This window comes from Hahella sp. NS-SX17, from assembly GCF_057367735.1.
Window position 1 is genome coordinate 303335 of sequence record NZ_CM170632.1, and the last position, 24435, is coordinate 327769.

The window sequence follows — 24435 nt, forward strand, 5'->3', positions numbered from 1 at the left end:
AATTTATTTTCATTTACCTTCGCCATGCCGCCCAATAAAGCAGAGAATATTTAGAAACTGTCACAAAATAATTCGCAAATTTTCCTTTTATTTTCCTTTTTCTTTCGTTTAAACTTTAGTCAATTTTTAACCGCATGGAAAGGTTCCGAATAATGAATGAGAAAGTTTACGATCTTCTCGTAATCGGCGGAGGCATCAATGGCGTCGGCGTCGCCGTAGACGCCCAGGGCCGCGGATTGCAAACCGCCTTGGTGGAAATGCGCGATCTCGCATGGGCCACCTCTTCCGCCAGCAGCAAATTGATTCATGGCGGCCTGCGCTATCTGGAGCATTATGAGTTCAGATTGGTGAAAGAAGCGCTGAACGAGCGCGAGACGGTCTATCGCAAGGCCCCCCATATCGTGAAGCCTATGCGTTTTCGCCTTCCCCATCGCCCGCATCTGCGTCCCGCCTGGATGATTCGAATCGGACTTTTTCTGTATGACATGCTGGGCAAGCGCGACATTCTTCCCGGCAGCAAATTCATTCGTTTTAATCAACCCAGCGCAGCTTTGAAGCAGGAAATCACCAAAGGCTTCGAATACTCCGACTGCTGGGTGGACGACGCCCGTCTGGTGGTGTTGAACGCCATGCAGTTCCGCTCACTGGGTGGAGATGTTTTCGTGCAGACCAAGTGTGTAGGCGTATCTCAGGAAAAAGGCCTGTGGCATGTTCAATTGCGTAATGAAGTCACTGGCGAAGAATACACCCTGAAGGCCAAAGGTTTGGTAAACGCCGCCGGTCCCTGGGTTAAGACTCTGCTGACCAAAGAAATGCATCGCAGCAGCCCACGCGGAATTCGCCTGATTAAAGGCAGCCACATGGTCGTGCCAAAACTACATGACGAAGATGAAGCCTACATTCTGCAAAACGAAGACGGGCGCATCGTGTTCGTGATTCCCTATCTGGATGAGTTCTCCATCGTCGGCACCACGGATGTCGAACACAAAGACGCGCCGGAAACCGTCGCCATCTCGAGTGAAGAAATAGACTATCTCTGCGACGTAGTGAACGCTCACTTCAAGAAGCAGATTTCACCCGCTGACGTCGTCTGGACCTATGCCGGCGTACGCCCCCTATGCGATGACGAGTCCGATTCCGCCCAGGCGATCACCCGTGATTACACAGTCGAGCTGGAAACCGAAGGCGAACTGCCGCTGCTCTCCATCTTCGGCGGCAAGCTGACCACTTATCGAAAGCTGGCGGAATCAGCGCTGAGAACGCTCAAGCCGTTTTACCCACAAATGGGCGCGCCCTGGACTGCAGACAGTGTACTGCCGGGCGGCGACCTGCCTGGCACAGTGGTCAATTACAGCCAGGGGCTACAGAGTCGCTATCCGTTCCTGACCGCCCGCACCGCAAAACGCTTCGCCACGACTTATGGCAGCCGCTGTGAGCTGTTCCTGAAAGACGCGCAATCGGAAGCGGATATGGGTCAGAAGTTCGGAGAAGGCTTTTTCCAAAAAGAGGTGGACTATCTGCTAGAGTATGAGTTTGCGATGAACGCTGACGATATCCTGTGGCGCCGCACCAAGATGGGTCTGTTCCTCAATGAAAACCAACAGGCCGCTCTGGCGGAGTATCTCGCGGGTAAACACCCTCGGGCCGCTGAGCCTTATCAGCCCATGCAAGCGAGCGCATGAGCGGGAGGTCAAAACAGAGCGGATAAACGGAACTGACGGAAAGTAACGCAAGCGACCGAAAGGGTATTGAACAATAATAAGCAGACCGTGGCGGCCGGATGTTAGTTTCCAGACTGGCTTGCGTCGCCGTGGCCAAACATGAGAACGACGACTGTGAGCAAGTACATATTAGCAATCGATCAAGGCACGACAAGCAGCCGCGCCATTCTGTTTACCCGTGAAGGCCTGCCCGCATTCAGCGTGCAACAGGAGTTCGCCCAGCATTTTCCCAATGACGGCTGGGTAGAGCACAACCCCCATGATTTATGGGACACCGTCAAACGCGTTTGTAGCGCCGTTATGAAAGAGGCCGGCATCTCCGGCCGCGACATCACCTGCATCGGCATCACCAACCAGCGGGAAACCACCGTGGTGTGGGACCGTCATACCGGCGAACCCATCTATAACGCCATTGTCTGGCAGGACCGCCGCACTTCCGCTTTCTGCGCTGAGCTGTATGAAAACGGCCGCGAATCTATGGTGCGTGAGAAAACTGGCCTGTTGCTTGATCCCTATTTTTCCGGCACCAAGATCCGCTGGATTCTCGACAATGTGGAAGGTGCGCGGGAGAAGGCCGAACGCGGCGATCTTCTATTTGGCACGGTGGACAGTTTCCTTATCTGGAAAATGACCGGGGGGGCGGTGCACGCCACAGACGCCACCAATGCTTCCCGTACGCTTCTATTCAATATTCACAGCCAGCAATGGGATGAAGAGCTGCTGGATATGTTGAACGTGCCCAGCAATATGCTGCCGGTTGTGAAAGACAGTTCCGACGATTTCGGCGTGACCGAGCACCGCTTCCTGGGATCGGAAATCCCCATCACCGGCGTCGCCGGCGACCAGCAGGCGGCGTTGTTCGGGCAAGCGTGTTTCGCGCCGGGCATGTGCAAGAGCACTTACGGCACCGGTTGCTTCATGATCATGAACACTGGCGATGATCCGCTGGAATCGAATAATAAGCTACTCACCACGGTTGGTTATCGGCTTAACGGAAAACCCACCTACGCCATTGAAGGCAGTATCTTTATGGCGGGCGCCACCATGCAGTGGCTGCGCGATGGCATCAGTCTATTGAAAAGCGCTGGTGAAAGTCTGGGGCATGCGGAGCAAGTCGGTCCTGACCACTCGGTATATCTGGTTCCCGCCTTTACCGGTTTGGGAGCGCCTTATTGGGAGCCTAATGCCCGCGGCGCCATCGTCGGCCTGACCCGGGATACCGGCATCGCCGAGATTGTCACGGCAGGCCTACAGTCCGTCGCCTATCAGACTCGTGATTTGCTTGAAGCGATGAAGTCGGATGGCGTAGAAAGCCTGGCGGCGCTGCGCGTGGACGGCGGCATGGTCGTCAATGATTGGGCCATGCAGTTCCTTGCGGACATTCTGGATGTGCGCGTGGATCGCCCCTTCGTCACTGAAACCACCGCATTAGGCGCCGCCTTTCTGGCGGGCCTGAAAGCAGGCGTTTACTCTTCATTGGAAGAAGTACAGGAACTCTGGCAATGTGAAAAAACCTTCCCGCCCAGCATGGAAGAAACCGTGGCGGATCGTCTCTACAAAGGCTGGCTCAACTCAGTGGAAGGCGTGCGCAATATGGCGAAGGCCGCGCACAAGAAATAACTCTCCAAGAAAGCATCCGCCGGGCGCGCGCCTAGCGGATGTATTTGTATACGGTGTTGCGACTGACGCCCGCCGCCTTAGCGGTCTGGCTGACGTTGCCGCCGTATTCTCTATATAACCTTACGATTTTCGCTTCCAGCTCCTCTTTCGGATTACGCAATACAGGACCTTCGTTGTGATGGTCGGCGCAGTCCGCTCCCTCGCTCAACCCATCGCTATTATGCTCCGCCAAGCCCAACCCATTCAGATCATCATAAAAATCATCAGGAATGTGCCAGTCTTCTATGGGATCGCCATCCGCCATAGCGAGAGCGACGCTCAGCATGCTGATCAGCTGACGCACATTGCCAGGCCAGGGATGGTCCACCAGCATATTGAGCACTTCAAGGCTCAAAGGATGATAGGCTTCCCCCGCGCTGCGAGTCAGTCTGGCGTGCACATATTCAATCAGCTTGGCTTTATCTGCGCGCTCCCGTAATGGCGGCAGCTCAAGGTTAAGACCGGAAATGCGATAGTACAGGTCTTCGCGGAACTCGCCTCGTTTGACCTCCTCCTTCAACACTCGGTTGGTGGCGGAAATCAGCTTGATATCCACCGGGAAGGTTTCCGTAGAGCCCAACGGCGTCACACAGCGCTCCTGCAGCACCCGCAACAGGCGCGCCTGCACTTTCAATGGCATTTCGCCGATTTCGTCCAAGAACAAGGTGCCCCGGTGCGCTTTGCGGATCAGGCCGATGGAGCCTTTGTTGCTGGCGCCGGTGAATGCGCCTTTCTCATAGCCAAACAGCTCCGATTCCACCAGCTCCGCCGGAATCGCCGCACAGTTCACCGCTACCAGCGGAAAGGCCTTGCGGGAGCTGTGGTAATGCAGGGAGCGAACGAATATCTCTTTACCGCTGCCGGTCTCGCCATGGATCAGAATGGGAATGTCTTTTTCCATGATGCGGTTGGCCTGTTTCGCCATGCGCGCCACCCGATCATCGCCGTGCTCCAGTTCCTGGAAGGGAATCACGTCGTCCGGCAGTTCTTCCTCCACGATTACCGGCGCAGGCTTTTCTTTCTTTCGATAATCCGGAGCGATAATCGCCGCCTGGGGAGGACGTTTAATCATCAAGTGCATGCGATACTTGCCCAATGCGGATACCTCCATCGGCATTCCCTCTGGATGGTGCCGCAGTTCCCTCAGCTTGCAATTGAAGATGTCTTCGATATTGGCCAGCGCCAGATCATGGGCCAGCATCACTTCCGCGCGACGATTGGCGGAAATGATGCGTCCTTCCTCATCGATCACCACCAATCCCGACCAGGGACTTTCCAGCGCCGCAATATTCGTATTGAAGGTGATCAGCAGGTTTTCGCGTTGGAAAGCGTTATGGATTAGCCGATTCTCCACGCTCAACGTCATCAGCTTGACCATCCCCAGCGTATGGTCCTGAGGCAGATAGGCGTCAGAGGAAATGTCCAACACGCCCACCATTTCCTTCTGCGTGTTGAATATCGGCGCTGCGGAGCCAACCATGAAACGATTGGCGCGCAGGAAATGTTCATCCCTGCCCACTTGTACGGCGGCGCCGGTTGCGATGGCCGTACCGATCGCGTTAGTTCCCGCCCCCATTTCCGTCCAGCGGTTGCCCACCACCAGACCATGGGCGCACTCCAAGGGCGTGAAGCGTTGTTCGCCCCAGGTATTCAATACATGGCCACGGCGATCCGCCAACACGATGAGACAGTTGGAGTTGGACAGAATATGGTCGTAATAAGGCAACACCTCTTTCTGTGTGGTGTTCACCAGTAACTGGTGCTCTTCCAGCAGCGCGGATACGCCCCCTCTTCCCAACACGCCATACTGGGGGACGCTATTGTGAGTCAGCCCGTATTCCTTACAACGGCGCCAGGAATCTTCGATCAATTCCTTATGACTACGCGTCATCCCCTCAGCGGCGAAGACTGATGTTTTTTTATTTTCATCTGAGTCCATAGGACCCTCGTCTCTCTGAATGGTGAGCTCACATGAGTGTTCAAATCGGTGTTCAGGACAGTGTTCAACTGTTCACAAAACAGTCAACCTGTTCAGACATTGTTGTTAAGTGTGAACAGTTGTCAACACTTTTCGAAATGGAAAATTGTTGCCCAACCGTTACCTTTCATTCTCAGTGGCGACTTTCGCCTCTACAACTCATTGTTATACCTATCTTATTTGTTTTGGCTCCGGCAAACGGCCGATTTGCAAAAAAGTTGGCCTGATGTTTGTATATATACCTACTCGAAAAAAACAAATTGTTCAAAAGAACATTTACGAACATATTCAAACAAGAACAAAGGTGGGATTAGCAAGATGTCCCTTGAGCTTAGAAATGTCAGTCGTATTGTTGACGGCGAGACCTGGATTAACGATGTGAACCTCACATTGAAACCCGGCTCCTTCAACGTACTCCTAGGCCGCACCCTCGCCGGTAAAACCACCCTCATGCGTTTGATGGCGGGGTTGGATAAACCCAGCAGCGGCAAAATCTTCATGAACGGCGTAGACGTTACCGGCGTGCCGGTAAAAGACCGCAATATCTCCATGGTCTACCAGCAGTTCATCAACTATCCCAACCTGACCGTCTTTGAAAACATCGCATCTCCTTTGCGCCTCGCCAATATGAGCGAAGCCAAAATCAAGGAGCGGGTGCGTGAGACGGCGTCGATGCTGCATATTGAACCCTACCTGGACCGGCTGCCTCTGGCGCTTTCCGGAGGTCAACAGCAACGTACGGCAATGGCCCGCGCCCTGGTCAAGGACGCCACCATGGTTCTATTCGACGAGCCTCTGGTGAACCTGGACTACAAGCTGCGTGAAGAGTTGCGTCAGGAATTACGGGAACTGTTCAAAGAGCGCAACACCATCGCCGTCTACGCCACCACTGAGGCCAACGAGGCCCTGGCTCTGGGCGGCACAACGACAGTTATCCATGAAGGGCGTGTTCTCCAACACGGTCCGACCGCGGAAGTTTACCACCGTCCGCAGGATATTCTCACTGCCGAAATGTTCAGCGAGCCGCCTATCAACGTGGTGGAAGGCCTGGTTACCGACGAAGAAGTCACCTTCGACGAAACCGTTCACTTCCCGCTGAATCAGGATTTGCGCGCACTGAAGCCAGGGCGCTACAAATTCGGCGTCAGAGCCTCCCACATCGGGCTGGTGCCGCAGAATGACGATGACCTGGAGCTGTCCGTCAATGTCGATCTGGCGGAAATCAGTGGTTCAGAGACCTTCCTGCACGTCCGCAACGACCATATGAGTCTGGTGATGCACCTGTCCGGCGTACACGCTTACGACGTGGATGAAAGCATCAATATCTATTTCCCTACTCATAAACTGTATGCGTTCGATATGAGCGGACATCTGGTGCAAGCGCCGGTAAGACGCGTTGGAGTTTAAGCCATGGCAGAAATCAGACTATCTCAGTTGGCGCACTCCTATGCGCCAGCGCCGCAAAGCGATGAAGACTACGCCATCCGCAGGATGGACCATATCTGGGAACAGGGAGGCGCTTTCGCCCTGCTAGGCCCATCCGGCTGCGGCAAGAGCACCTTGTTGAACATCATTTCCGGACTGCTGGCGCCTTCCGACGGCGACGTGCTGTTCGACGGCAAACGCGTGAATACGCTGCCGCCGGAAGCCCGCAACATCGCCCAGGTTTTCCAGTTTCCGGTAATCTACGACACCATGACCGTGTTCGATAATCTGGCGTTCCCTCTGCGCAATGTGAAAACGCCAGAGCACAAGGTCAAAAGCAAAGTCCATGAAATCGCGTCCATTCTGGATCTGACGCCATTACTGGATAAGAAAGCCAAAGGGCTGACCGCGGACGAGAAACAGAAAGTCTCCATGGGACGCGGTCTGGTGCGGGACGATGTGTCCGCCATCCTGTTCGACGAACCGCTGACGGTTATCGACCCGCATCTGAAGTGGAAACTGCGCCGCAAGCTGAAACAGATCCATGAGCAGTTCAATATCACCATGGTTTACGTCACCCACGATCAGTTGGAGGCGTCCACATTCGCCGACAAAATCGCAGTGATGTATGAAGGCCAGATCGTGCAGTTCGGCACGCCCCGCGATCTCTTCGAAGCGCCGAACCACACCTTTGTCGGCTTTTTTATCGGGAGCCCGGGCATGAACCTGGTCAGCGTTGAGCTGACGGAACAGGGCGCCACGTTCGGCGGCGTAGAGTTGCCTCTGCGGCCGAAGCTGCTGGAGCGCCTGAAGCAGATCCGCAGCAGCAATATCAAGCTCGGCATCCGCCCCGAATTCGTTCACGTCTGGGATGAAGCCAACGACGAAGCCATGCAGGTCAACGTCAGGTTTGTGGAAGATCTGGGCACCTACAAAATCATGACCTTCTACCTCGGCGGCGTGGAAATGAAAGCGCGCCTGCAGGAAGACCAGAAAGTGCCGCAAGGCGTCGCTTTCATCAGCTTCCCGGATCAATGGCTCAAGGTCTATGTGGATGAATTCCTGCTGGAGGGCGATCAATGAACAAGGTAGAAAACAATAAGGCCTGGTTCCTGGTATTACCGGTATTCCTGATTGTAGCTTTCTCCGCCATCATTCCTTTGATGACGGTGGTCAACTATTCCGTGCAGGATATTTTTGACCAGAACACGGCTTATTTCGTCGGCGTCGAATGGTTCAAACAAATGATGAACGACGCTCGTCTGCATGACGCGCTGGTGCGTCAGTTCCTGTTTTCCTTCGCCGTATTGCTGATTGAAATCCCATTGGGCGTAGGTGTGGCGCTGCTGATGCCGACCAAAGGCAAAGCCGCTTCTCTGAGTTTAATCCTGATCGCCCTGCCCCTGTTGATTCCCTGGAACGTGGTGGGCACCATCTGGCAGATTTTCGGTCGCGCCGATATCGGTCTGTTCGGCTGGGGCATTAACGCCCTGGGGATCGACTATAACTACGCCGGCGACCCTGTGGACGCATGGTTGACGGTATTGCTGATGGATGTCTGGCACTGGACGCCGCTGGTGGCGTTGCTGTGCTACTCCGGCTTGCGCGCCATTCCCGAAGTATATTATCAGGCTGCGCGCATTGACCGCGCTTCCCGCTGGGCGGTGTTCCGTTTCATTCAGTTGCCGAAGCTCACCAACGTGTTGATTATCGGCGTACTGCTGCGGTTCATGGATTCCTTCATGATCTACACCGAGCCGTTCGTATTGACCGGCGGCGGCCCCGGCAACGCCACCACCTTCCTGAGTCAGTCGCTGACCAAGATGGCGGTAGGACAGTTTGACCTGGGACCTGCAGCAGCCTTCTCCCTGATCTACTTCCTCATCATCCTGCTGGTTTGCTGGTTGTTCTACACCACCATCATGCACATCAGCCGAGACGACCGCTAATGAGGAGTTGGAAATGAGTCAACAAAACGTAAACCTAGCGGCCAATGTGGCCGCCGACACGGGCGCAAAGGACTCCGCCACAGCAAGCAAAGGGGTAATGTCTATGTTCAGTCGCAGCAAATTCGGATTGGTGGCCTACATCGCCTTCGTGCTGCTGCCGATCTACTGGCTTCTCAATATGTCTCTCAAGACCAATGCGGAAATTCTGGGTGGTCTGAGCCTGTTTCCACAGGACATCACTTTTGACAACTACGTCAAAATCTTCACTGATCCAAGCTGGTACATGGGATACGTGAACTCCATTACCTATGTGTCCCTGAACATGATCATGAGCCTGTTGATCGCGCTGCCGGCGGCGTACGCCTTCAGCCGCTACAAGTTCATCGGCGACAAACACATGTTCTTCTGGCTGCTTTCCAACCGGATGGCGCCGCCCGCCGTATTCCTGCTGCCTTTCTTCCAGCTGTATTCCTCTGTCGGCCTTTTCGACACCCACCTCGCCGTTGCGTTGGCGCACTGTTTGTTCAACGTACCGCTGGCGGTGTGGATTTTGGAAGGTTTCATGAGCGGCGTGCCTCGCGAAATCGACGAAACCGCCTATATTGATGGATACAGTTTTCCGAAATTCTTCATCAAAATCTTCATCCCCATGATCCGTTCCGGCATTGGCGTCACAGCATTCTTCTGCTTCATGTTCTCATGGGTGGAGCTGCTTCTGGCGCGGACGCTGACATCCGTGGACGCCAAACCCATCGCAGCCGTCATGACGCGGACCGTCTCCGCATCCGGCATCGACTGGGGCGTGCTCGCAGCCGCAGGCGTTCTCACTATTGTTCCTGGCGTATTGGTGATCTGGTTCGTCCGTAACCATGTCGCCAAAGGCTTTGCTCTGGGTCGTGTATAAGGGGGTTTTGTATGAACTGGATGGCGTGGACTGTACCAACGGCGAGTTTCTTCACCACCATCGTGCTCATCCTGATTGCGATGACGGTCTGGGAGCTGAAGTCACCAAGCATTGAACGTAGAGGTTTTCTGCCGCTTCTGACCACCCGTGGCGACCGTCTCTTTATCGGTTTGCTCGGCAGCGCCTATATCCACCTGGCCTTTGTGGGCTTCACCAGCATGGCGGTGTGGATAGCGACGATCATTTCCCTTCTTTGGATGGGAATTGTAATGAGGTGGGGGTAAACCGCCCCCTGCGTCATAGGGATTCAGATGGATTTTGCATGGAAGCCAACCAACTAACAATTAGAGAGGTAGACATGAAGAAAAATAATAAGGTTAAACTGCCCACCGGACCAATGAAGCTACGGCTGGCCAGCTTAGCTGCGGCAGTGGCGATGGTCTCAAGTAGTGCGAGCTGGGCGGACCAGTATAGTGACGCAGCGAAGAAATGGGTGGATAGCGAATTCACCGCTTCAACGCTGTCGAAAGAAGAACAGATGAAAGAAATGGCGTGGTTCACCGAGGCGGCGAAGCGTTTCCGCGGTATGGAAATCAACGTTGCTTCCGAAACCATCACCACCCATGAGTACGAGTCCAAAGTACTCGCCAAAGCATTCTATGAAATCACCGGCATCAAGATAAACCACGACCTGATTCAGGAAGGCGACGTGGTCGAGAAGCTGCAGACTCAGATGCAGTCCGGCCGCAACATCTATGATGGTTACATCAACGATTCCGACTTGATCGGCACCCACTTCCGCTACGGTAAAGCCGTGCCCATCTCCGACATGATGGAAGGCGACGGCAAGGACCTGACCCTGCCCACGCTGGATCTGCAGGACTTCATCGGCCTGTCCTTCACCACTGGACCAGACGGCAAGATCTATCAGCTGCCGGACCAGCAATTCGCGAACCTTTACTGGTTCCGCTATGACTGGTTCCAGCGCGACGACCTGAAGAAAAAGTTCAAGGAAATCTACGGCTATGAGCTGGGGGTTCCCAAGAACTGGTCGGCGTATGAGGACATCGCTGAGTTCTTTACCGACAAGGTCAAAAACATCGACGGTCAGCGCGTTTACGGCCACATGGATTACGGCAAGAAAGACCCCTCCCTGGGCTGGCGTTTCACTGACGCCTGGTTCTCCATGGCGGGCGCGGGCGATAAAGGTCTGCCAAACGGCGTACCCGTTGACGAGTGGGGGATTCGCGTAGACGGCTGTCGTCCAGTGGGCTCCAGCGTAGAGCGCGGCGGCGCCACCAACGGCCCGGCGGCGGTATACGCCACCACTAAATACGTGGACTGGCTGCGTAAGTATGCGCCGCCTGAAGCTCAGGGCATGACCTTCTCCGAAGCAGGTCCGGTTCCAGCACAAGGCAATGTCGCTCAGCAGATCTTCTGGTACACCGCATTTACCGCAGACATGACCAAACCAGGTCTGCCCGTGGTCAACGCAGATGGCACGCCGAAGTGGCGGATGGCGCCTTCACCCAGAGGACCTTACTGGGAAGACGGCATGAAGCTGGGTTATCAGGACACCGGTTCCTGGACCTTCCTGAAGTCCACTCCGGATGATCGTCGCCTGGCGGCATGGCTGTACGCGCAGTTCACCGTGGCCAAAACCGTCTCTCTGAAGAAGACGCTGGTGGGTCTGACTCCTATCCGTGAGTCCGACATCATGTCTGAAGAAATGACCACTGTGGCGCCGAAACTGGGCGGTCTGGTTGAGTTCTATCGCAGCCCGGCCCGCACTCAATGGACGCCGACCGGAACCAACGTGCCTGACTATCCGAAGCTGGCCCAGTTGTGGTGGCAGTTTATCGCGGAGGCCGCCAACGGCGAGAAGTCTCCGCAGCAAGCCTTGGACGGCCTGGCGGAAGCACAAGACCGAGTACTGCAGCGCCTTGAGCGCGCCAATGTACAGGGCGAGTGCGGTCCCAAGCTGAACGAGAAGAAGGACCCGAGCTATTGGCTGAGTCAGCCTGGTTCTCCGAAAGCCAAACTGGCTAACGAGAAGCCAAAAGGCGAGACCGTCAGCTATGACGCTCTGATCAAGTCCTGGGAGGACGCACGCAAGTAATTGAAGCCTGCCCTCAGCGTTTCAATCCTGGGAGTTTGCCGCTTCTCAATTTGAGAAGCGGCTTTTTTTCATTCTGAGGGAGGAGATTTCTGAGATATCAATGGCCGTGGCCTGTTTGCGCCACAGCGTCATGTAGCGCTCCACCAGACTTTCCGGCGCTTTTTTATCCACCAGCTCATGTAACCGCTTGTTGAGGAAGTCGATCAGCTCCTGATTATGGCAGGGCGATTTTTTTGACACGGTGTAATAAAGACCTTCCGAGCTGATAGGAGTAGGCAGGTGCTCAATCTCGCCTTTGAAGCCTCTGACTTCGCCAATGGCGTAACCCTGATACAGCTCATAGATCACATAATCAGTGCGCCCCAACAATAAACGCTCAAACGCAAACTCAATTGAGCGGACTTCTTCAATGTTCAATTGGCGCTCAGCGAATTCATCAAATTCTTGGCCAAAGCTGTTGTTGATCAGAGTATCGCCATGGCGATCTTTGAGGTCCAGCCAGCTGTTCATTGGAAAGGCTTTGCCTTTTTTTACAAAAATGACGTTGGGCATAATCATCATGGGCGGCTTGATGTAATCCATGTAGGTCTGCCGCTCTTCTGTGATGAACGCTCCTGTAAGCATATCCACACGCCCCAGTTGCGCTTCCACCTGCGCCCGCGACCACGGCCCGACATAGCGTGAGTCAACAGCGATATTTTCCGGCTCCAACGCCATCTCCAGCAACCGCACCGCGACCCCGGTCAGTTGCTCCGGGTTATCGCGATCCCGCCACAAAAACGGGGGGTACTCAGGGTTGCCGGTTACATTCAGCGTATCGCACACCCCAACCGAAGCGGCGGATGCGGAAGTAGTAGACAACAACAGCGCTAACGCCAGACCGGCAAGGCGACGAGGCGTACGGCTATAACGGTGAAAACAACATGGTGCGCCCATAATTACCCAGATAAAGCCTTGAGGATTTAATTAAATAGTAGTCGATAAATTCCATTCCCGCGTCGGCCCTGGTTGGACCCGCCAGAAGGCCACTATTACAATGCCGTCGACTCAGCTACTTATTGATAATCATTTTCATTTGTGTATGATTATTGTTTTTCGTCTTTGATCCCCAAATTAGTCTTGCAGCCCGGCGATCCACTCCATCGCAACAGCGTTTCAGCGCCGGACGCAAAGGGAGGCGTAGTGGAACTTCTTTCTGAATACCTTGATTACACCATTTTCAGCATTCTGGGCCTGATGAGCTTCATTGTCGTATGGCTGTCCGTCGAACGCTGGCTGTTCATGCGTACATTGTCGCTGCCGGACTACCAGAATTTCGACCGGCTCACCGTTGACCTGACCAAGCACCTCACCACCATTTCCAGCATCGGCGCCAACGCCCCTTACGTTGGCCTGTTGGGCACCGTCGCCGGCATCCTGCTGACCTTTTATCAGATTGGCCAAAGCGGCAATGTGGAAGTAGGCGCTATCATGAGCGGCCTGGCGTTGGCCTTGAAGGCGACCGCCCTTGGCCTGTTGGTGGCGATCCCCACCCTGATGATTTACAACGCGCTGTCCCGCAAAGTGGAAGTCACACAGGCGCTGTGGCGCGCCGACAGAGAGACCCGCCAGGGGAGCTAGGCCCGCGATGAAAAAGTTCGATCAGATCAATGTCATTCCGTTTATCGACATCATGCTCGTGCTGTTGGCTATCGTATTGACCACCGCCACCTTTGTGGTGCAGGGCAAGATACCCATTGAGCTGCCAAACGCGGAAAACGTCTCCAACAAGCCTGCCTCGGAACATGCGGTCAATATCGTTATCGATAAGGAAAACCTGTTTTACTACCAGGATGAAGCCGCGTCTCTGGAGCAGTTGGAAAGTCGCCTGAAAAACCTGGAGAAGTCCAATCCGATCACCCTCAAGGTAGACAGTCAGGCGGACTTTAAAAGCTTCGTAGCGGTTGCTGATCTGCTGCAGAAATATTCACTGACTAATTTTTCCGTACTCGCCAGTCGTAACCAATGAAACGCCATATCATCGGAATCACCGTCGCCCTGTGCCTGCATGCATCGCTCGCAACCTGGCTGATTTCCGGCGTTTCAACGCCAGCGCCGGCTCCTGTCGCCGCTGCGCCGGTGTCCCTGGTGCTGTCGCAAATGCGCATCGTCGAGCAGCAGGTCGAGGCGAAACAACCAGAAGCTGAACCCGAACCGGAAGCAGTAGAAGAGGTTGTGGAAGTCGAGCAGCCAGTCGTTGAAGAGCCTGAGCCTGAAATCGTGGAGGAAACGCCCGAGCCGGCTGAGCCCCCGCCAGAGTCCAAACCGGAAGTCGCCAAAATCGAAAAGCCGAAAGAGCCTAAGAAGCCGGTCAAGAAACAGCCTGAGCCGAAAAAGGTCGTCGAGAAGGTGAAGAAACCGCAGCCGACGAAGAAAGAGGAGGTCGCCAAAGTCGATCCTGAGCCCAACAAGGAAGTGGCGGAAAACCCCGTTCCCTCGCCGGACCCGCGCACAGACCTCTCCACAGCCCCGGCCATTGCGGAGCAACCGCAATTAAGCTCTGCGCAAATCGTCAGTATTGAGCAGGCTTATATCAACGCACTGCAATTGGCTCTGGAGAAAAACAAGAGATACCCGCTGAGCGCCAAGCGCCGTCGTCAGGAAGGCACCACCACGGTGGAATTTACTATTATGAAAAGCGGCGATATCGCGGAAGTGCGACTGCGGGACAGCTCCGGCATTTCCCGTCTGGACGAAGCCGCTGTCAAGGCGCTGGTCACCCTTGCGCAATTCCACCCCATTCCGGATGAGCTTGATCGCAATCAGTGGAAAATGGCGGTGCCGATCCGATTTCAGTTGAACTGACTCCACATAAAACAAAGGGGAGTCGGCGGTATCGCCCTCCCCTCGCTCAGTCGTCACTGACGCAACGCACTCAACCCTCGTCGTCGTCCTCAACCCCATCCGACTTATGAAACCCCATTGGCGCATAGTGAGACACATTGCGAATCTCTGCGACGAAATCATACGCGTCGCCGGGGAAGTAAGAGCGCGTGAATTCAATGGGAACGCCATCTTCCAGCAAGCCTAAACGTTCGATATAGAGAACGGCGCTGTCCACAGGTATATCCAGCAGCTTGGCGCGGGTTTCATCAATAGAGATGGCCCGCAGACGTTGCAGCGCCTTAACAGGACGTAATCCCTTTTCCGCCAGCGCTTCATACAGCGAACCGGTGACTTCAAACGGGTTATCCAGAAACTGCCGCGGGATAGTGGCCACTTCCAAGCCCATGGGTTTATCGTCCGCCAAGCGCAGACGGTGGAAACGCACGACTTCACTGTCCACCGCCAGTTTCAACGCCACGCGTTCGTCTTCGTGAGGCACGCCGACAGAGCGATCCAACCAGCGGGAGCCTGGCTTCTTGCCGCGCTCCTGCATGATTTCGGAGAAGCTCTTGAGATAGTTTAAGGGCTGCTCGACACGCTCAGTCACAAAAGTGCCCGCGCCCTGACGCTGGGTCAGCAGGCCTTCTTCCACCAGATCGTCAATCGCGCGCCTCACGGTCACGCGGGAAACTTTCATGGCGGCGGCGATTTCACGCTCCGCGGGGACCACATCGCCAGCGCGTAATACGCCGGCGTCCACCGCCTCGCGGATCTTGGTCTGCAGTTGCAGATACAAAGGAGCGGAATGCCGCGAGATTTGCTCCGGAATGCCGAAGATTTTAGTAATCAGACTGTCTGGTTTGCTCATAGCGTCTTGACGTAGGTTCTTAGCAGTAGATTTGCTTTTAGAGCTGCGAGAAGACGCTAGCATAGCAGAAACTTGAATAAAGTCAGGTATTTCCACCGGCTGCCTGCCTAATCATGGCGGCCGCCGGCGCATCGGCTTCCGCTGCCGTTAATCGTTTGAAAGCCAGTCCCTGCGCATTGAATACATGAACATTCTGCGGCTGATACTCGGCGTATATCTCATCGCCCACCTTCACTTCCGTTTCACCGTCGCCACGCACGACAACTTCAGATCCGTCCGTTAATGTCATGTATATATAACTGACTTCACCCAAATGCTCGACCAGGTTAATTTTTCCTTTTAACCGGCCTTCGCCTTGAAGACTTTCCTGCAAATGCTCGGGCCTCACGCCCACTGTCACTTCCTCGCCCACCGCCATAGAACCGCTTTCTACGCGGGCTTCCACTTCTACGCCATCCGCCAGTTTCACAAACAGGGCGCTTTCGGTTTTGGCGGACACGGTCCCCTTCATGAAATTCATTTTCGGCGAACCGATAAAGCCCGCGACAAATTGCGTGCGAGGGTGGCGATACAGCTCCAGCGGCGAGCCGCATTGCTCCACTCTGCCTTTATTCATCACCACGATCTTATCGCCCAGGGTCATGGCTTCGACCTGATCGTGGGTGACGTAAATGATGGTTGCGTCCAGGTCCTTGTGCAGCTTGCCGATCTCCACCCGGGTCTGCACCCGTAATGCGGCGTCGAGGTTAGACAACGGTTCGTCGAACAAAAACACATTGGGATCGCGGACAATAGCGCGCCCTATGGCGACCCGCTGACGTTGTCCCCCGGACAACTCCCGAGGCAGGCGGTCCAACAGGTGGTCGATCTGCAATATCCTGGCGGCGTGCTCCACTTTTTCCCGCACGAAGTTCTTGTCTTTGCCGGAAATCTTCAGGCCGAAGGCCATATTCTTGAACACCGACATGTGCGGATACAGGGCGTACGACTGGAACACCATGGCGATGCCGCGTTTGGCGGGCGGCTGGTGATTCACCACTTGCTTGTCGATCAGCAGCTCGCCGCCGCTGATTTCCTCCAGACCGGCGATCAGGCGCAGCAATGTGGACTTGCCGCATCCGGACGCGCCCACCAGCACCACGAATTCACCGTGCTTGATGTCCAGATCTATGCCGTGCAGGACATTGACCTGGCCGTAACTCTTCTTAATCTGTTTAAGTTGTACGTCAGCCATTACTCACCTCTTGTCCGACATAGCCCCGCCGGTGCGCCGGAACGCAGGCCACGAATAAAGATTGCGCCGCTCATTTCACCGCTCCCGCCGTCAGGCCGCGAATCAGCTGGCGTGAAAAAATCAGATACAGAACCAGCACCGGCGCGATCGCCAGTGTCAGGGAAGACAACACCGCATTCCAGTCCGTCACGAACTGCCCGATAAACTGTTGCACGCCTAACGTAATCGTCTGCGTGCTCTCACCGGGAGCCAGAATCAGAGGGAACCAGAGGTCATTCCAGATCGGAATCATGGTGAATACCGCCACCGTGGCCATCGCCGGGCGAATCAGCGGCAACACGATCTGGAAAAAGATCTTGTACTCGCTGACGTTGTCGCAACGGGCCGCTTCTTTCAGTTCTTTGGGGATGGTGCGGATAAATTCCGACAGGATATACACCGCCAGCGGCAACCCCTGGGCGATATACACCAGCACTAACGACGTGCGCGTATTGACCAGATCCAGGTCCACCATCAGTTGTAGAATACTCACCGTGCCCAGACGGATGGGAATCATAATCCCCATGGCGAATAACGCCGCAATGAACAGCGCGCCGCGAAACCGGTATTCGGTCAGCGCCCAGGCCGCCATCGCGCCGAACAGCAGCACGAAGAACAGCGACAGCACCGTCACGATCAGGCTGTTGAAAAAGAACACATCGAACGAGGAGCGCGCCAGCACTTCCTCGAAGCCAACCAGCGTGAAGCTGCTCGCATCCGGCAGTCCAAGCGGATCATTGAAGATCGCCTTACGGGTTTTAAAAGAGTTGATCAGGATCACCAGAATCGGAAACAGCGCAATCACCGTATAAGTCAGCAATACGGCGTGCACCATCAACTTCTTGCCGAGATCCGGCTTTAACATCAGTTTATTCATACCGCTCCGGGGCATCGCCAGCGCCATCTTGTTTAACATAGTTCGCCTCCGCGTTACAGTTGGAAGCGCTGGATGCGCCGTTGTACGAAGAACAGATAAATCGCCACGCCGATAAGAATGATCAGAAACATCAACGTCGCCACCGCTGCGCCCATGGTGGGGCTACCCTGCTGAAGCTGGAAGCCGAAGAAAGTGCGGTAGAACAGAGTGCCCATGATGTCCGTGGAGAAATTGGGGCCAGCCAGCGCGCCTTTCACGGCGTAGATCAATTCAAAGGCGTTGAAGTTAGCGACGAAAGTCAGTATCGACACCATGCTGATGGTCGGCAGCAGCAACGGCAGTTTGATATTCCAGAAGATCTGCCAGCTGTTAGCGCCATCCACCACGCCAGCGTCATTGAGGTCCTCGGGGATATTCAGCAATGCGGCGTATATCAGCATCATGGGGATACCAACAAACTGCCACACGGAAATCAGCGACAACGTAACTAACGCCGTTCCTTCTTTCCCAAGCCAGGCGTCGAAATAATCACCCAGCCCAATGTTGTACATGAAGTCTTCGGATATGCCCCACAGCGGACTCAACAGTAACTGCCACACGAAGCCGACTATCACCACCGACAGCATGGTCGGCATGAACAGCAGGGTGCGGTAGGTTCCGCTCAGACGCAGCCGCGGAGAACTCAATAACAGCGCCAGCAGCAGACCAATCGGGTTCTGCAGCAGCATGTGAATGACGAAGAACATTAAGTTGTTTTTCAGGGCGTTCCAGAACGGTTCCGACCATATCTCGCTGAACAGGAGATTGGCGTAATTCTGCATACCGACAAAGAAGGTGGCGCCGCTTTCGTCTTCACTGAAAAAGCCCAGCCTTAGCGTATCCAGCAACGGGTATACGCTGACGGTCAAATAAATCAGCAGTCCAGGCGCTAGAAAGACCAGGATATGCCAGGGAAAAGGTTTGCGTATATCAGAGTGAGTCATAATCGCTACACCAAGCCGGTGAGAGACGGAAGTCCGCCCCGGTTTGCCTTTGCACAGGCGATAAAGCGTCTGCGGCTGTGTTCATTATGCGCCCGTCGCTCCACAACTGGAGCGACGGGGCGAGGTCTTCTCTTGAGGAAGATTACATGTGCGGTTGATACCAGGCTTTCAGGCCCTTCTCGACTTCTTCAGCCGCCGCTTTGGGAGCCATGGAGCCGTTAAGCACTTGTACCGTCACGTTCCAAAGCTGATTCTCCATATTGGGCGTACCGCGAGACAGGATCTGGTAGGAGTTGCGAATGGTCTGCTCGCACTGATTGCGCCAGCTCAGGAATTCGCTCGCCACCGGATCTTTGATGGAGATTTTGTGATTGCCCAGAGGAAAGAAGCCGGGCAGTTGATTGGCGTACAGTTCCGCAAATTCGGGCCCCGCCATCCAGGACAGGAAGATACGCGCTTCTTTTTTGTTGGCGGACGCTGCGTTCAGGCCCATGCCGATATCAGTATGATCGCTGATGTAGCAGGTTTTCTGCCCATCGGGCGTTGGCGGAGGAAAGGCGCCGAACTGAAAGTCAGCCTGCTCATTGAAGGTGGTGATATCCCAGGAACCGGCTGGGTAAATCGCACCGCGGCCCAGGGTGAACAGGTTTTGCGAATCCGCATATTTCTGTGCTTGATAACCGCGCCCAAGGAAAGGCTTCCACTTGGCCAGATGCTCCCATACCTGCACGTATTCAGGATCGGTCAGCTTTTCTTTGCCTTCGATCAGAGCTTTGCGGCCCTCCTCCCCTTTCCAGTAGTTAGGGCCTACATTCTGGAAGCCCATGGTGGCGGCTTCCCACTGATCCGCCGTCCCCATTACCAGGGGCGTGTAACGGGACTCATCCTTGATCTTTTCAAGTACTTTGAAAAACTCAGACTCCGTCTTAGGTACGGATAAGCCAAGCTCTTTGAAAATTTCCTTATTGTAGATATAGCCATGAATAACTGAGGCCATAGGCAAACAGAACACGTCTTTGCCATCGTCAGTGGACCACGCCGTTTTGGCGACATCCGGGAAACTGTCCATTCCTTCAAGACCATTCAACTTCTCCAGATTGCCCTTCTGGTAAAGAGCCAGGGAAACGTCGAACGGACGGCAGGTGATCAGATCGCCCGCGGTGCCCGCCTGAAGTTTAGCCTGTAGAGCCGAGTTGTAATCTGCGGGAGGTGTAGGGGTAAAAGTGACTTTGATATCGGGGTGACTTTTATTGAAGGCGGGAATGATAACGTCGTTCCAGACTTTGGCGTCGTCGTTGCGCCAGCTTTCGATGACCAGCTTGTCGCCAGCCTCCACGGTTAATGCCGACAGGGCGAAAACGCCCAACCCGATTTTCGCCGCTTGGCGAAACGCACCCTTTATTGTTAAAAAGCTCATCGCTTGTTTCTCCCATAGAGGTTGTTAGTGATTCAACAGCTCGTACTCAATACCGGAGAATAATTGGTATTTTTATTTGACAATACCAATATAAACCCATTGCAAAGTGGTAATCAAGTCTTCCTAGCGCTGAAATTTAATACCTTTGTCCAAAAATGGCGCCTTTATCTAAATTTGGGGCTGTTATTCGTCCGCATGTGCGCTTATTATATTAATGGTATTAAAAAGGTATTGTTTCGATCAAACGTCCCGAACGCTCGCCTCAGAGGGCGTTGAGTCAGCAGGAGATCTTATGCGCGTCATCATCGCAGATTCCCCGGAAGCAGTGGCCCGGATGGGCGCTGAACAGTGCGTTCGTTTATTACAGGACAAACCGGCTGCGGTCTTGGGTCTGGCCACTGGCAGCACGCCCATTGCATTGTATGCACACTTGATTCAGCGGCGCCAGCAGGGAGAGGTGAGCTTCCGTCAGGTACGCACCTTCAATTTGGACGAATACATTGGTATTGCCCCTGGACATCCACAGAGCTACCGTAGCTTCATGCAGAAGCAATTATTCGATCACATCGACATTCTTCCCGAGAATACTCATATCCCGGTAGGCCTGGGCGACCCCATTGCGGAATCCCAGGCCTATGAAGACAAGATCCTTAGCGCCGGCGGTATAGATCTACAGATACTGGGATTGGGCCGCAATGGCCATATCGGCTTTAATGAGCCCACTTCCAGTCTAAGCTCCCGCACCCGCGCCAAGACCCTCACCCAGGAAACCATCCGCGATAACAGCCGCTTTTTCTCTGTGGATGAGGAACAACCGCATCTGGCCATCACCATGGGCATCGGCACCATTCTGGATGCGCGCAAAGTCATGCTGCTGGCGGCGGGCGCCGCCAAAGCGGATGCAGTCAAAGCCATGGTGGAAGGGCCAATCAGCGCCATGCACCCGGCTTCCGCCTTGCAAATGCATGCCTCCGCGCTGGTGATCGTGGACACGGAAGCCGCCTCCAAACTGGAGTTGATCGACTATTATCGTTGGGTGCAAAGCGAAACTTTACGGGTGCAGGGGGCCTACTTGTGATGCAGCAACCTATGTACCTTGGCGTCGACGGCGGCGGCACTTCCTGCCGGGCGCGCCTCTGCGACGCGAATGGCCGCGTCCTTGGAGAAGGCTTTGCCGGCGGCGCCAATCCCCGCCTGGGGCTTGACTTCGCCTACGCCAACATTATGCTGGCCACCCGCCAGGCATTGGCGGCGGCCGACCTTGACGACAGCGCGCTACCCTCTATTCATGCGGGTTTTGGCCTGGCTGGCGTCGCGCAGAAAAAAGAGCGGGAACTGGTATTGAACCATCCCCACCCCTTCGCGGATCTGGCGCTACACACGGACGCACACACCGCCTGTCTGGGCGCTTTCAAGGGGAGTGACGGCGGAATACTGATCATGGGCACCGGCTCTTGCGCGGTGGCCATCATAGATCACGAGTTTCATTTGTTAGGGGGCTGGGGTTTTCCGGTATCGGATTGCGGCAGCGGGGCCTGGCTCGGTCTGAATACGCTCCGGCGCTCCCTGTTGGCGTTTGAGCGCCTGCAGCCCGCATCGGCCCTGACCAATGCAGTCATGAAGCGCTTTGACGATAGTCAGGAAAACGTCGTGGCCTGGATGGATCAGGCCAAACCAAGAGATTACGCCGCGTTTGCGCCCCTGGTTTTTGAGTTCGCCCGTCAGGATGACCCCATCGCCGCGCAGCTACTGGCGAAAACCGCAGAGGAAGCTGTCTTGATGATTCGCGGTCTCATCAATCTGGGCGCGCCCGCCGTCTGCATCATGGGCGGTCTGAGCGAAGTCATTGACCCCTGGTTGCCGCAGGACATCAAACCCTATCTAACGTCTCCCCAAGGGGATGCGCTGGACGGCGCCATTCTACTGATTAAACAGAAGTCTGAGACAAGCGAATGCTAACAGCCTTAACTGAAGGCCGGATTTTCACCGGTGAGACTATACTCACGCAGCAAGCGTTAATTATCGAAGGCGGACGCATTCACAGCATTACGCCCGCACACCAGATTCCCGCCGATGCGGCGCGCATTTCTCTCAACGGGATGCTGCTGGCGCCCGGTTATATCGACGTCCAGGTCAACGGCGGCGGCGGCGCCTTGTTCAACGACAACCCCTGCCCTGCGGTCCTGCGTGAAATGGGTGCCGCGCACCGACGCTACGGCACTACCGCCTTCATGCCCACCTTGATCACCGACACCCGTGACAAAATGGAAGCGGCGGTCAACGCTGTGGAGGCGACTTTGCGGGAAGGCGCGCCCGGGATACTGGGCATTCATCTGGAAGGGCCGTATCTGAACGCCGCCCGCAAAGGCGTACACAGAGAGTCCATCATACGCGAGCCGGAAACTGACGCTCTGCAGTTGCTCAGCAGCCTGGGTGACATAGGTAAGACCATCGTCACTCTGGCGCCGGAAAAAGTCCCACAAGGATTTATCAGCAAGTTGCGGGAACGCGGCGTTCTTGTCTGTCTAGGACACACCGCCGCCAGTTACGAACAAGTGCATCAGGCGTTGGCGGAAGGCGCTACCGGCTTTACCCATCTGTTCAACGCCATGACGCCGCTGCGTAATCGCGACCCGGGCGTCGTCGGCGCCGCACTGGACGACGCCAACAGTTGGTGCGGACTGATTGCGGACAATCATCATGTGCATCCCGCCACCATGCGTATCGCGATTCGCGCCAAAACTCACGGAAAAATCATGCTGGTCACCGACGCTATGCATTCCGTCGGCATGCCGGGCGAGGAGTTCGAATTATTGGGGGAGAAACTCGTGCGCAGCAGTGGACGTCTGGCGACGGAGCAAGGCGTACTGGCTGGCTCCGATCTGGATATGGCCACCGCCGTCCGCAACACGGTCAGCGCCGTTGGCCTGAATATGGAGGAAGCGCTGCGCATGGCGTCACTATACCCTGCGCAGTTTCTGGGCATTGATGACGAGTACGGCCGAATTGCGCCGGGTTACCGCGCCGATCTGGTATTGTTGAATGACCAATTAGAAGTCGAGGGAACCTGGATCGGCGGGAAAGGGAATTAGTTTCGCCGAAGCGTCGCGCGAACGCCCCGACGATTCAAAGACGCACTGTCAGAAGATAGAACTGCTGGTGTAATGAGTCAGTAACTCCAGCGCCTTCTGGCCCAATACCGAGTTGCCATAGCTATCCAGTTCCGGCGACCACACCGCAACGGAAAAATAGCCAGGCAGCACCGCAACAATGCCTCCTCCCACGCCGCTCTTGGCCGGCAGGCCCACCTGATAGGCGAAATTACCGGCGGCGTCGTACAAACCACAAGTCAGCATCAAGGCGTTGACCCGCTTGTCCATGCGTTCACCATGAAACTGAGTGCGAAAGCTGGATTTGCCTTTATTCGCCAGACTCTCGGTAGCGCGCGCCAGATCCAGGCAGCTCATGGTCATCGAACACTGCTTGTAGTAGCTGTCGAGCACTACATCCACTTCACCTTCCAAATTGCCTAACGCCTTGAGCAAGTTAGCGATGGCGGCGTTGCGATACCCGGTGCGCGCTTCCGCAACATAGACTTCCGGATCGTAGCGGTTGAACACATTGCCGGACAGCGACGCCATGAATTGCTCCAGACGTTTTACCGGTGACGCGCTGTGATTAACGATGGTGTCCGTCACCACAATGGCGCCGGCGTTGATAAAAGGATTGCGCGGAACGCCGTTTTCATTCTCCAGCTGTAACAACGAGTTGAAGCGCATACCGGAGGGTTCGCGCCCCACCCGCTTCCACAAATCATCACCCACAATATCCAGGGCCAGCATCAGGGCGAACAGTTTGGAGATACTCTGAATGGAAAAAGGCGTCGAGGCTTGACCCACCGTAAATTCATCGCCATCAACAAAGCGGATCGCCATGCCGAACTGACGGGGATTCACCTGCGATAACGGAGGAATATAATCCGCCGTCTTACCTACGCCATACAAAGGCGTCACCTCGGAATAAATACGCTCAAGCAATTCGGGGAGTTCGGACTTCTGTAACTTCATGGACTCAGCAATGTCTGATTAATGTGCCGGGCCGAAAAATATAGGCGCCGCATCCAGCCCAGACAATGCGCGGATGTACGCAGTGCCGGGCGCTTAACTTATGCTAAGTCCCAGGTTGAATCATTGCCAGTATTGACTATAAATCGGGCGACTCACAAACAGAAGGGAAAGAAAAACAAGGGCCCGGAATAACTTCAGGCCCCTTTTGGCTATAGAACACAGTTGGACCAGGACGAGCAAGGTCAATCGGCGTTATTAACATGGCAATGATATTGGCATGTTAATAGTCCGGCGCATGGATGCGCCTGCACGGCGGCCAGCCACGGGAGA

General features: G+C 55.0%; 22 protein-coding genes. 14 read left to right on the plus strand and 8 right to left on the minus strand.

The genetic code is table 11. The features are described from left to right. Positions 1-152 precede the first annotated feature (152 nt). A complete protein-coding gene (glpD, locus tag AC2IBB_RS01455) occupies positions 153-1682 on the plus strand; it encodes a glycerol-3-phosphate dehydrogenase (RefSeq protein WP_486331146.1) in 1530 nt (509 codons plus the stop codon). 153 nt (positions 1683-1835) lie between these two features. Then, on the plus strand, positions 1836-3341 hold the full coding sequence (gene glpK, locus AC2IBB_RS01460; RefSeq protein WP_486331147.1) for a glycerol kinase GlpK: 1506 nt from the start codon (positions 1836-1838) through the stop codon (positions 3339-3341). Positions 3342-3372: 31 nt separating this feature from the next. Here glpK and AC2IBB_RS01465 read toward each other — a convergent pair whose 3' ends face one another. Beyond that, entirely contained in the window at positions 3373-5319 is a 1947-nt protein-coding gene (locus tag AC2IBB_RS01465; protein WP_486331148.1) for a sigma-54-dependent Fis family transcriptional regulator, read from the minus strand. A gap of 357 nt (positions 5320-5676) precedes the next feature. Between AC2IBB_RS01465 and AC2IBB_RS01470 the strand changes: the two genes are divergently transcribed. The 6 genes from AC2IBB_RS01470 (at position 5677) to AC2IBB_RS01495 (ending at position 11755) form a co-directional block, all read left to right on the plus strand. Then, positions 5677-6765 (plus strand): ABC transporter ATP-binding protein, encoded by a 1089-nt coding sequence (locus AC2IBB_RS01470; protein ID WP_486331149.1) that lies wholly within the window; start codon positions 5677-5679, stop codon positions 6763-6765. Between the two features lie 3 nt (positions 6766-6768). Beyond that, entirely contained in the window at positions 6769-7866 is a 1098-nt protein-coding gene (locus AC2IBB_RS01475; RefSeq protein ID WP_486331150.1) for an ABC transporter ATP-binding protein, read from the plus strand. Then, entirely contained in the window at positions 7863-8732 is an 870-nt protein-coding gene (locus AC2IBB_RS01480; protein ID WP_486331151.1) for a carbohydrate ABC transporter permease, read from the plus strand. The genes AC2IBB_RS01475 and AC2IBB_RS01480 overlap by 4 nt, the downstream gene beginning before the upstream one ends. Before the next feature lie 97 nt (positions 8733-8829). After that, the gene (locus AC2IBB_RS01485; RefSeq protein ID WP_085944420.1) at positions 8830-9636 is read left to right on the plus strand and encodes a carbohydrate ABC transporter permease; all 807 of its coding nucleotides are present in this window, start codon (positions 8830-8832) and stop codon (positions 9634-9636) included. 11 nt (positions 9637-9647) lie between these two features. Continuing rightward, the gene (locus AC2IBB_RS01490) at positions 9648-9920 is read left to right on the plus strand and encodes a DUF2160 domain-containing protein (protein WP_041599056.1); all 273 of its coding nucleotides are present in this window, start codon (positions 9648-9650) and stop codon (positions 9918-9920) included. A gap of 74 nt (positions 9921-9994) precedes the next feature. After that, positions 9995-11755, plus strand: coding sequence for an ABC transporter substrate-binding protein (locus AC2IBB_RS01495; RefSeq protein WP_486331152.1), 1761 nt, complete (start codon positions 9995-9997; stop codon positions 11753-11755). Between the two features lie 45 nt (positions 11756-11800). On the opposite strand, the gene AC2IBB_RS01500 is transcribed toward AC2IBB_RS01495, so the two are convergent. Continuing rightward, positions 11801-12691, minus strand: coding sequence for a substrate-binding periplasmic protein (locus tag AC2IBB_RS01500; protein WP_486331153.1), 891 nt, complete (start codon positions 12689-12691; stop codon positions 11801-11803). Between the two features lie 246 nt (positions 12692-12937). On the opposite strand from AC2IBB_RS01500, the gene exbB reads away from it, so the two are divergent. Genes exbB through AC2IBB_RS01515 form a run of 3 tightly spaced genes read left to right on the plus strand, consistent with a single transcriptional unit; the run spans position 12938 to position 14599 of the window. After that, positions 12938-13375 (plus strand): TonB-system energizer ExbB, encoded by a 438-nt coding sequence (exbB, locus tag AC2IBB_RS01505; protein WP_486331154.1) that lies wholly within the window; start codon positions 12938-12940, stop codon positions 13373-13375. Between the two features lie 7 nt (positions 13376-13382). Then, positions 13383-13763: a TonB system transport protein ExbD gene (exbD, locus tag AC2IBB_RS01510; protein ID WP_486331155.1), complete on the plus strand. Its 381-nt coding sequence runs from the start codon at positions 13383-13385 to the stop codon at positions 13761-13763. Next, entirely contained in the window at positions 13760-14599 is an 840-nt protein-coding gene (locus tag AC2IBB_RS01515) for an energy transducer TonB (protein WP_486331156.1), read from the plus strand. Before exbD ends, AC2IBB_RS01515 begins: the two co-directional genes overlap by 4 nt. Positions 14600-14669: 70 nt before the next feature. Here AC2IBB_RS01515 and AC2IBB_RS01520 read toward each other — a convergent pair whose 3' ends face one another. From AC2IBB_RS01520 to AC2IBB_RS01540, 5 genes are all read right to left on the minus strand, one after another. Further along, positions 14670-15488 (minus strand): GntR family transcriptional regulator, encoded by an 819-nt coding sequence (locus AC2IBB_RS01520; RefSeq protein WP_486331157.1) that lies wholly within the window; start codon positions 15486-15488, stop codon positions 14670-14672. Positions 15489-15570: 82 nt separating this feature from the next. Further along, positions 15571-16722: an ABC transporter ATP-binding protein gene (locus tag AC2IBB_RS01525; RefSeq protein ID WP_486331158.1), complete on the minus strand. Its 1152-nt coding sequence runs from the start codon at positions 16720-16722 to the stop codon at positions 15571-15573. A 70-nt stretch (positions 16723-16792) separates the two neighbouring features. Continuing rightward, positions 16793-17677: a carbohydrate ABC transporter permease gene (locus AC2IBB_RS01530; RefSeq protein WP_486331159.1), complete on the minus strand. Its 885-nt coding sequence runs from the start codon at positions 17675-17677 to the stop codon at positions 16793-16795. 14 nt (positions 17678-17691) lie between these two features. Then, positions 17692-18621 carry a carbohydrate ABC transporter permease gene (locus tag AC2IBB_RS01535; protein WP_486331160.1) on the minus strand — a complete coding sequence of 310 codons (930 nt, stop codon included), beginning with the start codon at positions 18619-18621 and terminating at the stop codon, positions 17692-17694. Positions 18622-18763: 142 nt separating this feature from the next. Continuing rightward, positions 18764-20038, minus strand: a complete 1275-nt coding sequence (locus AC2IBB_RS01540; protein WP_486331161.1) for an ABC transporter substrate-binding protein — start codon at positions 20036-20038, stop codon at positions 18764-18766. A gap of 292 nt (positions 20039-20330) precedes the next feature. Between AC2IBB_RS01540 and nagB the strand changes: the two genes are divergently transcribed. Genes nagB through nagA form a run of 3 tightly spaced genes read left to right on the plus strand, consistent with a single transcriptional unit; the run spans position 20331 to position 23130 of the window. Then, complete coding sequence (gene nagB, locus AC2IBB_RS01545) at positions 20331-21116, plus strand: glucosamine-6-phosphate deaminase (protein WP_486331162.1); 786 nt, start codon at positions 20331-20333, stop codon at positions 21114-21116. After that, a complete protein-coding gene (locus AC2IBB_RS01550) occupies positions 21116-21997 on the plus strand; it encodes a glucosamine kinase nucleotide-binding domain-containing protein (RefSeq protein WP_486333912.1) in 882 nt (293 codons plus the stop codon). Before nagB ends, AC2IBB_RS01550 begins: the two co-directional genes overlap by 1 nt. Continuing rightward, positions 21991-23130 (plus strand): N-acetylglucosamine-6-phosphate deacetylase, encoded by a 1140-nt coding sequence (nagA, locus tag AC2IBB_RS01555; protein WP_486331163.1) that lies wholly within the window; start codon positions 21991-21993, stop codon positions 23128-23130. Before AC2IBB_RS01550 ends, nagA begins: the two co-directional genes overlap by 7 nt. A gap of 48 nt (positions 23131-23178) precedes the next feature. On the opposite strand, the gene AC2IBB_RS01560 is transcribed toward nagA, so the two are convergent. Further along, the gene (locus AC2IBB_RS01560; protein WP_486331164.1) at positions 23179-24105 is read right to left on the minus strand and encodes a glutaminase; all 927 of its coding nucleotides are present in this window, start codon (positions 24103-24105) and stop codon (positions 23179-23181) included. Positions 24106-24435: the final 330 nt, after the last annotated feature.

Coding starts and splice junctions, on each gene's coding strand:
- AC2IBB_RS01495 (WP_486331152.1), top strand. CDS start 9,995: ATGAAGAAAAATAATAAGGTTAAACTGCCCACCGGACCAATGAAGCTA.
- AC2IBB_RS01490 (WP_041599056.1), top strand. CDS start 9,648: ATGAACTGGATGGCGTGGACTGTACCAACGGCGAGTTTCTTCACCACC.
- AC2IBB_RS01540 (WP_486331161.1), bottom strand. CDS start 20,038: ATGAGCTTTTTAACAATAAAGGGTGCGTTTCGCCAAGCGGCGAAAATC.
- AC2IBB_RS01500 (WP_486331153.1), bottom strand. CDS start 12,691: ATGGGCGCACCATGTTGTTTTCACCGTTATAGCCGTACGCCTCGTCGC.
- AC2IBB_RS01535 (WP_486331160.1), bottom strand. CDS start 18,621: ATGACTCACTCTGATATACGCAAACCTTTTCCCTGGCATATCCTGGTC.
- AC2IBB_RS01550 (WP_486333912.1), top strand. CDS start 21,116: ATGCAGCAACCTATGTACCTTGGCGTCGACGGCGGCGGCACTTCCTGC.
- AC2IBB_RS01520 (WP_486331157.1), bottom strand. CDS start 15,488: ATGAGCAAACCAGACAGTCTGATTACTAAAATCTTCGGCATTCCGGAG.
- nagA (WP_486331163.1), top strand. CDS start 21,991: ATGCTAACAGCCTTAACTGAAGGCCGGATTTTCACCGGTGAGACTATA.
- exbD (WP_486331155.1), top strand. CDS start 13,383: ATGAAAAAGTTCGATCAGATCAATGTCATTCCGTTTATCGACATCATG.
- AC2IBB_RS01560 (WP_486331164.1), bottom strand. CDS start 24,105: ATGAAGTTACAGAAGTCCGAACTCCCCGAATTGCTTGAGCGTATTTAT.
- AC2IBB_RS01470 (WP_486331149.1), top strand. CDS start 5,677: ATGTCCCTTGAGCTTAGAAATGTCAGTCGTATTGTTGACGGCGAGACC.
- AC2IBB_RS01530 (WP_486331159.1), bottom strand. CDS start 17,677: ATGTTAAACAAGATGGCGCTGGCGATGCCCCGGAGCGGTATGAATAAA.
- nagB (WP_486331162.1), top strand. CDS start 20,331: ATGCGCGTCATCATCGCAGATTCCCCGGAAGCAGTGGCCCGGATGGGC.
- AC2IBB_RS01525 (WP_486331158.1), bottom strand. CDS start 16,722: ATGGCTGACGTACAACTTAAACAGATTAAGAAGAGTTACGGCCAGGTC.
- AC2IBB_RS01475 (WP_486331150.1), top strand. CDS start 6,769: ATGGCAGAAATCAGACTATCTCAGTTGGCGCACTCCTATGCGCCAGCG.
- AC2IBB_RS01465 (WP_486331148.1), bottom strand. CDS start 5,319: ATGGACTCAGATGAAAATAAAAAAACATCAGTCTTCGCCGCTGAGGGG.
- AC2IBB_RS01515 (WP_486331156.1), top strand. CDS start 13,760: ATGAAACGCCATATCATCGGAATCACCGTCGCCCTGTGCCTGCATGCA.
- AC2IBB_RS01480 (WP_486331151.1), top strand. CDS start 7,863: ATGAACAAGGTAGAAAACAATAAGGCCTGGTTCCTGGTATTACCGGTA.
- glpD (WP_486331146.1), top strand. CDS start 153: ATGAATGAGAAAGTTTACGATCTTCTCGTAATCGGCGGAGGCATCAAT.
- AC2IBB_RS01485 (WP_085944420.1), top strand. CDS start 8,830: ATGTCTATGTTCAGTCGCAGCAAATTCGGATTGGTGGCCTACATCGCC.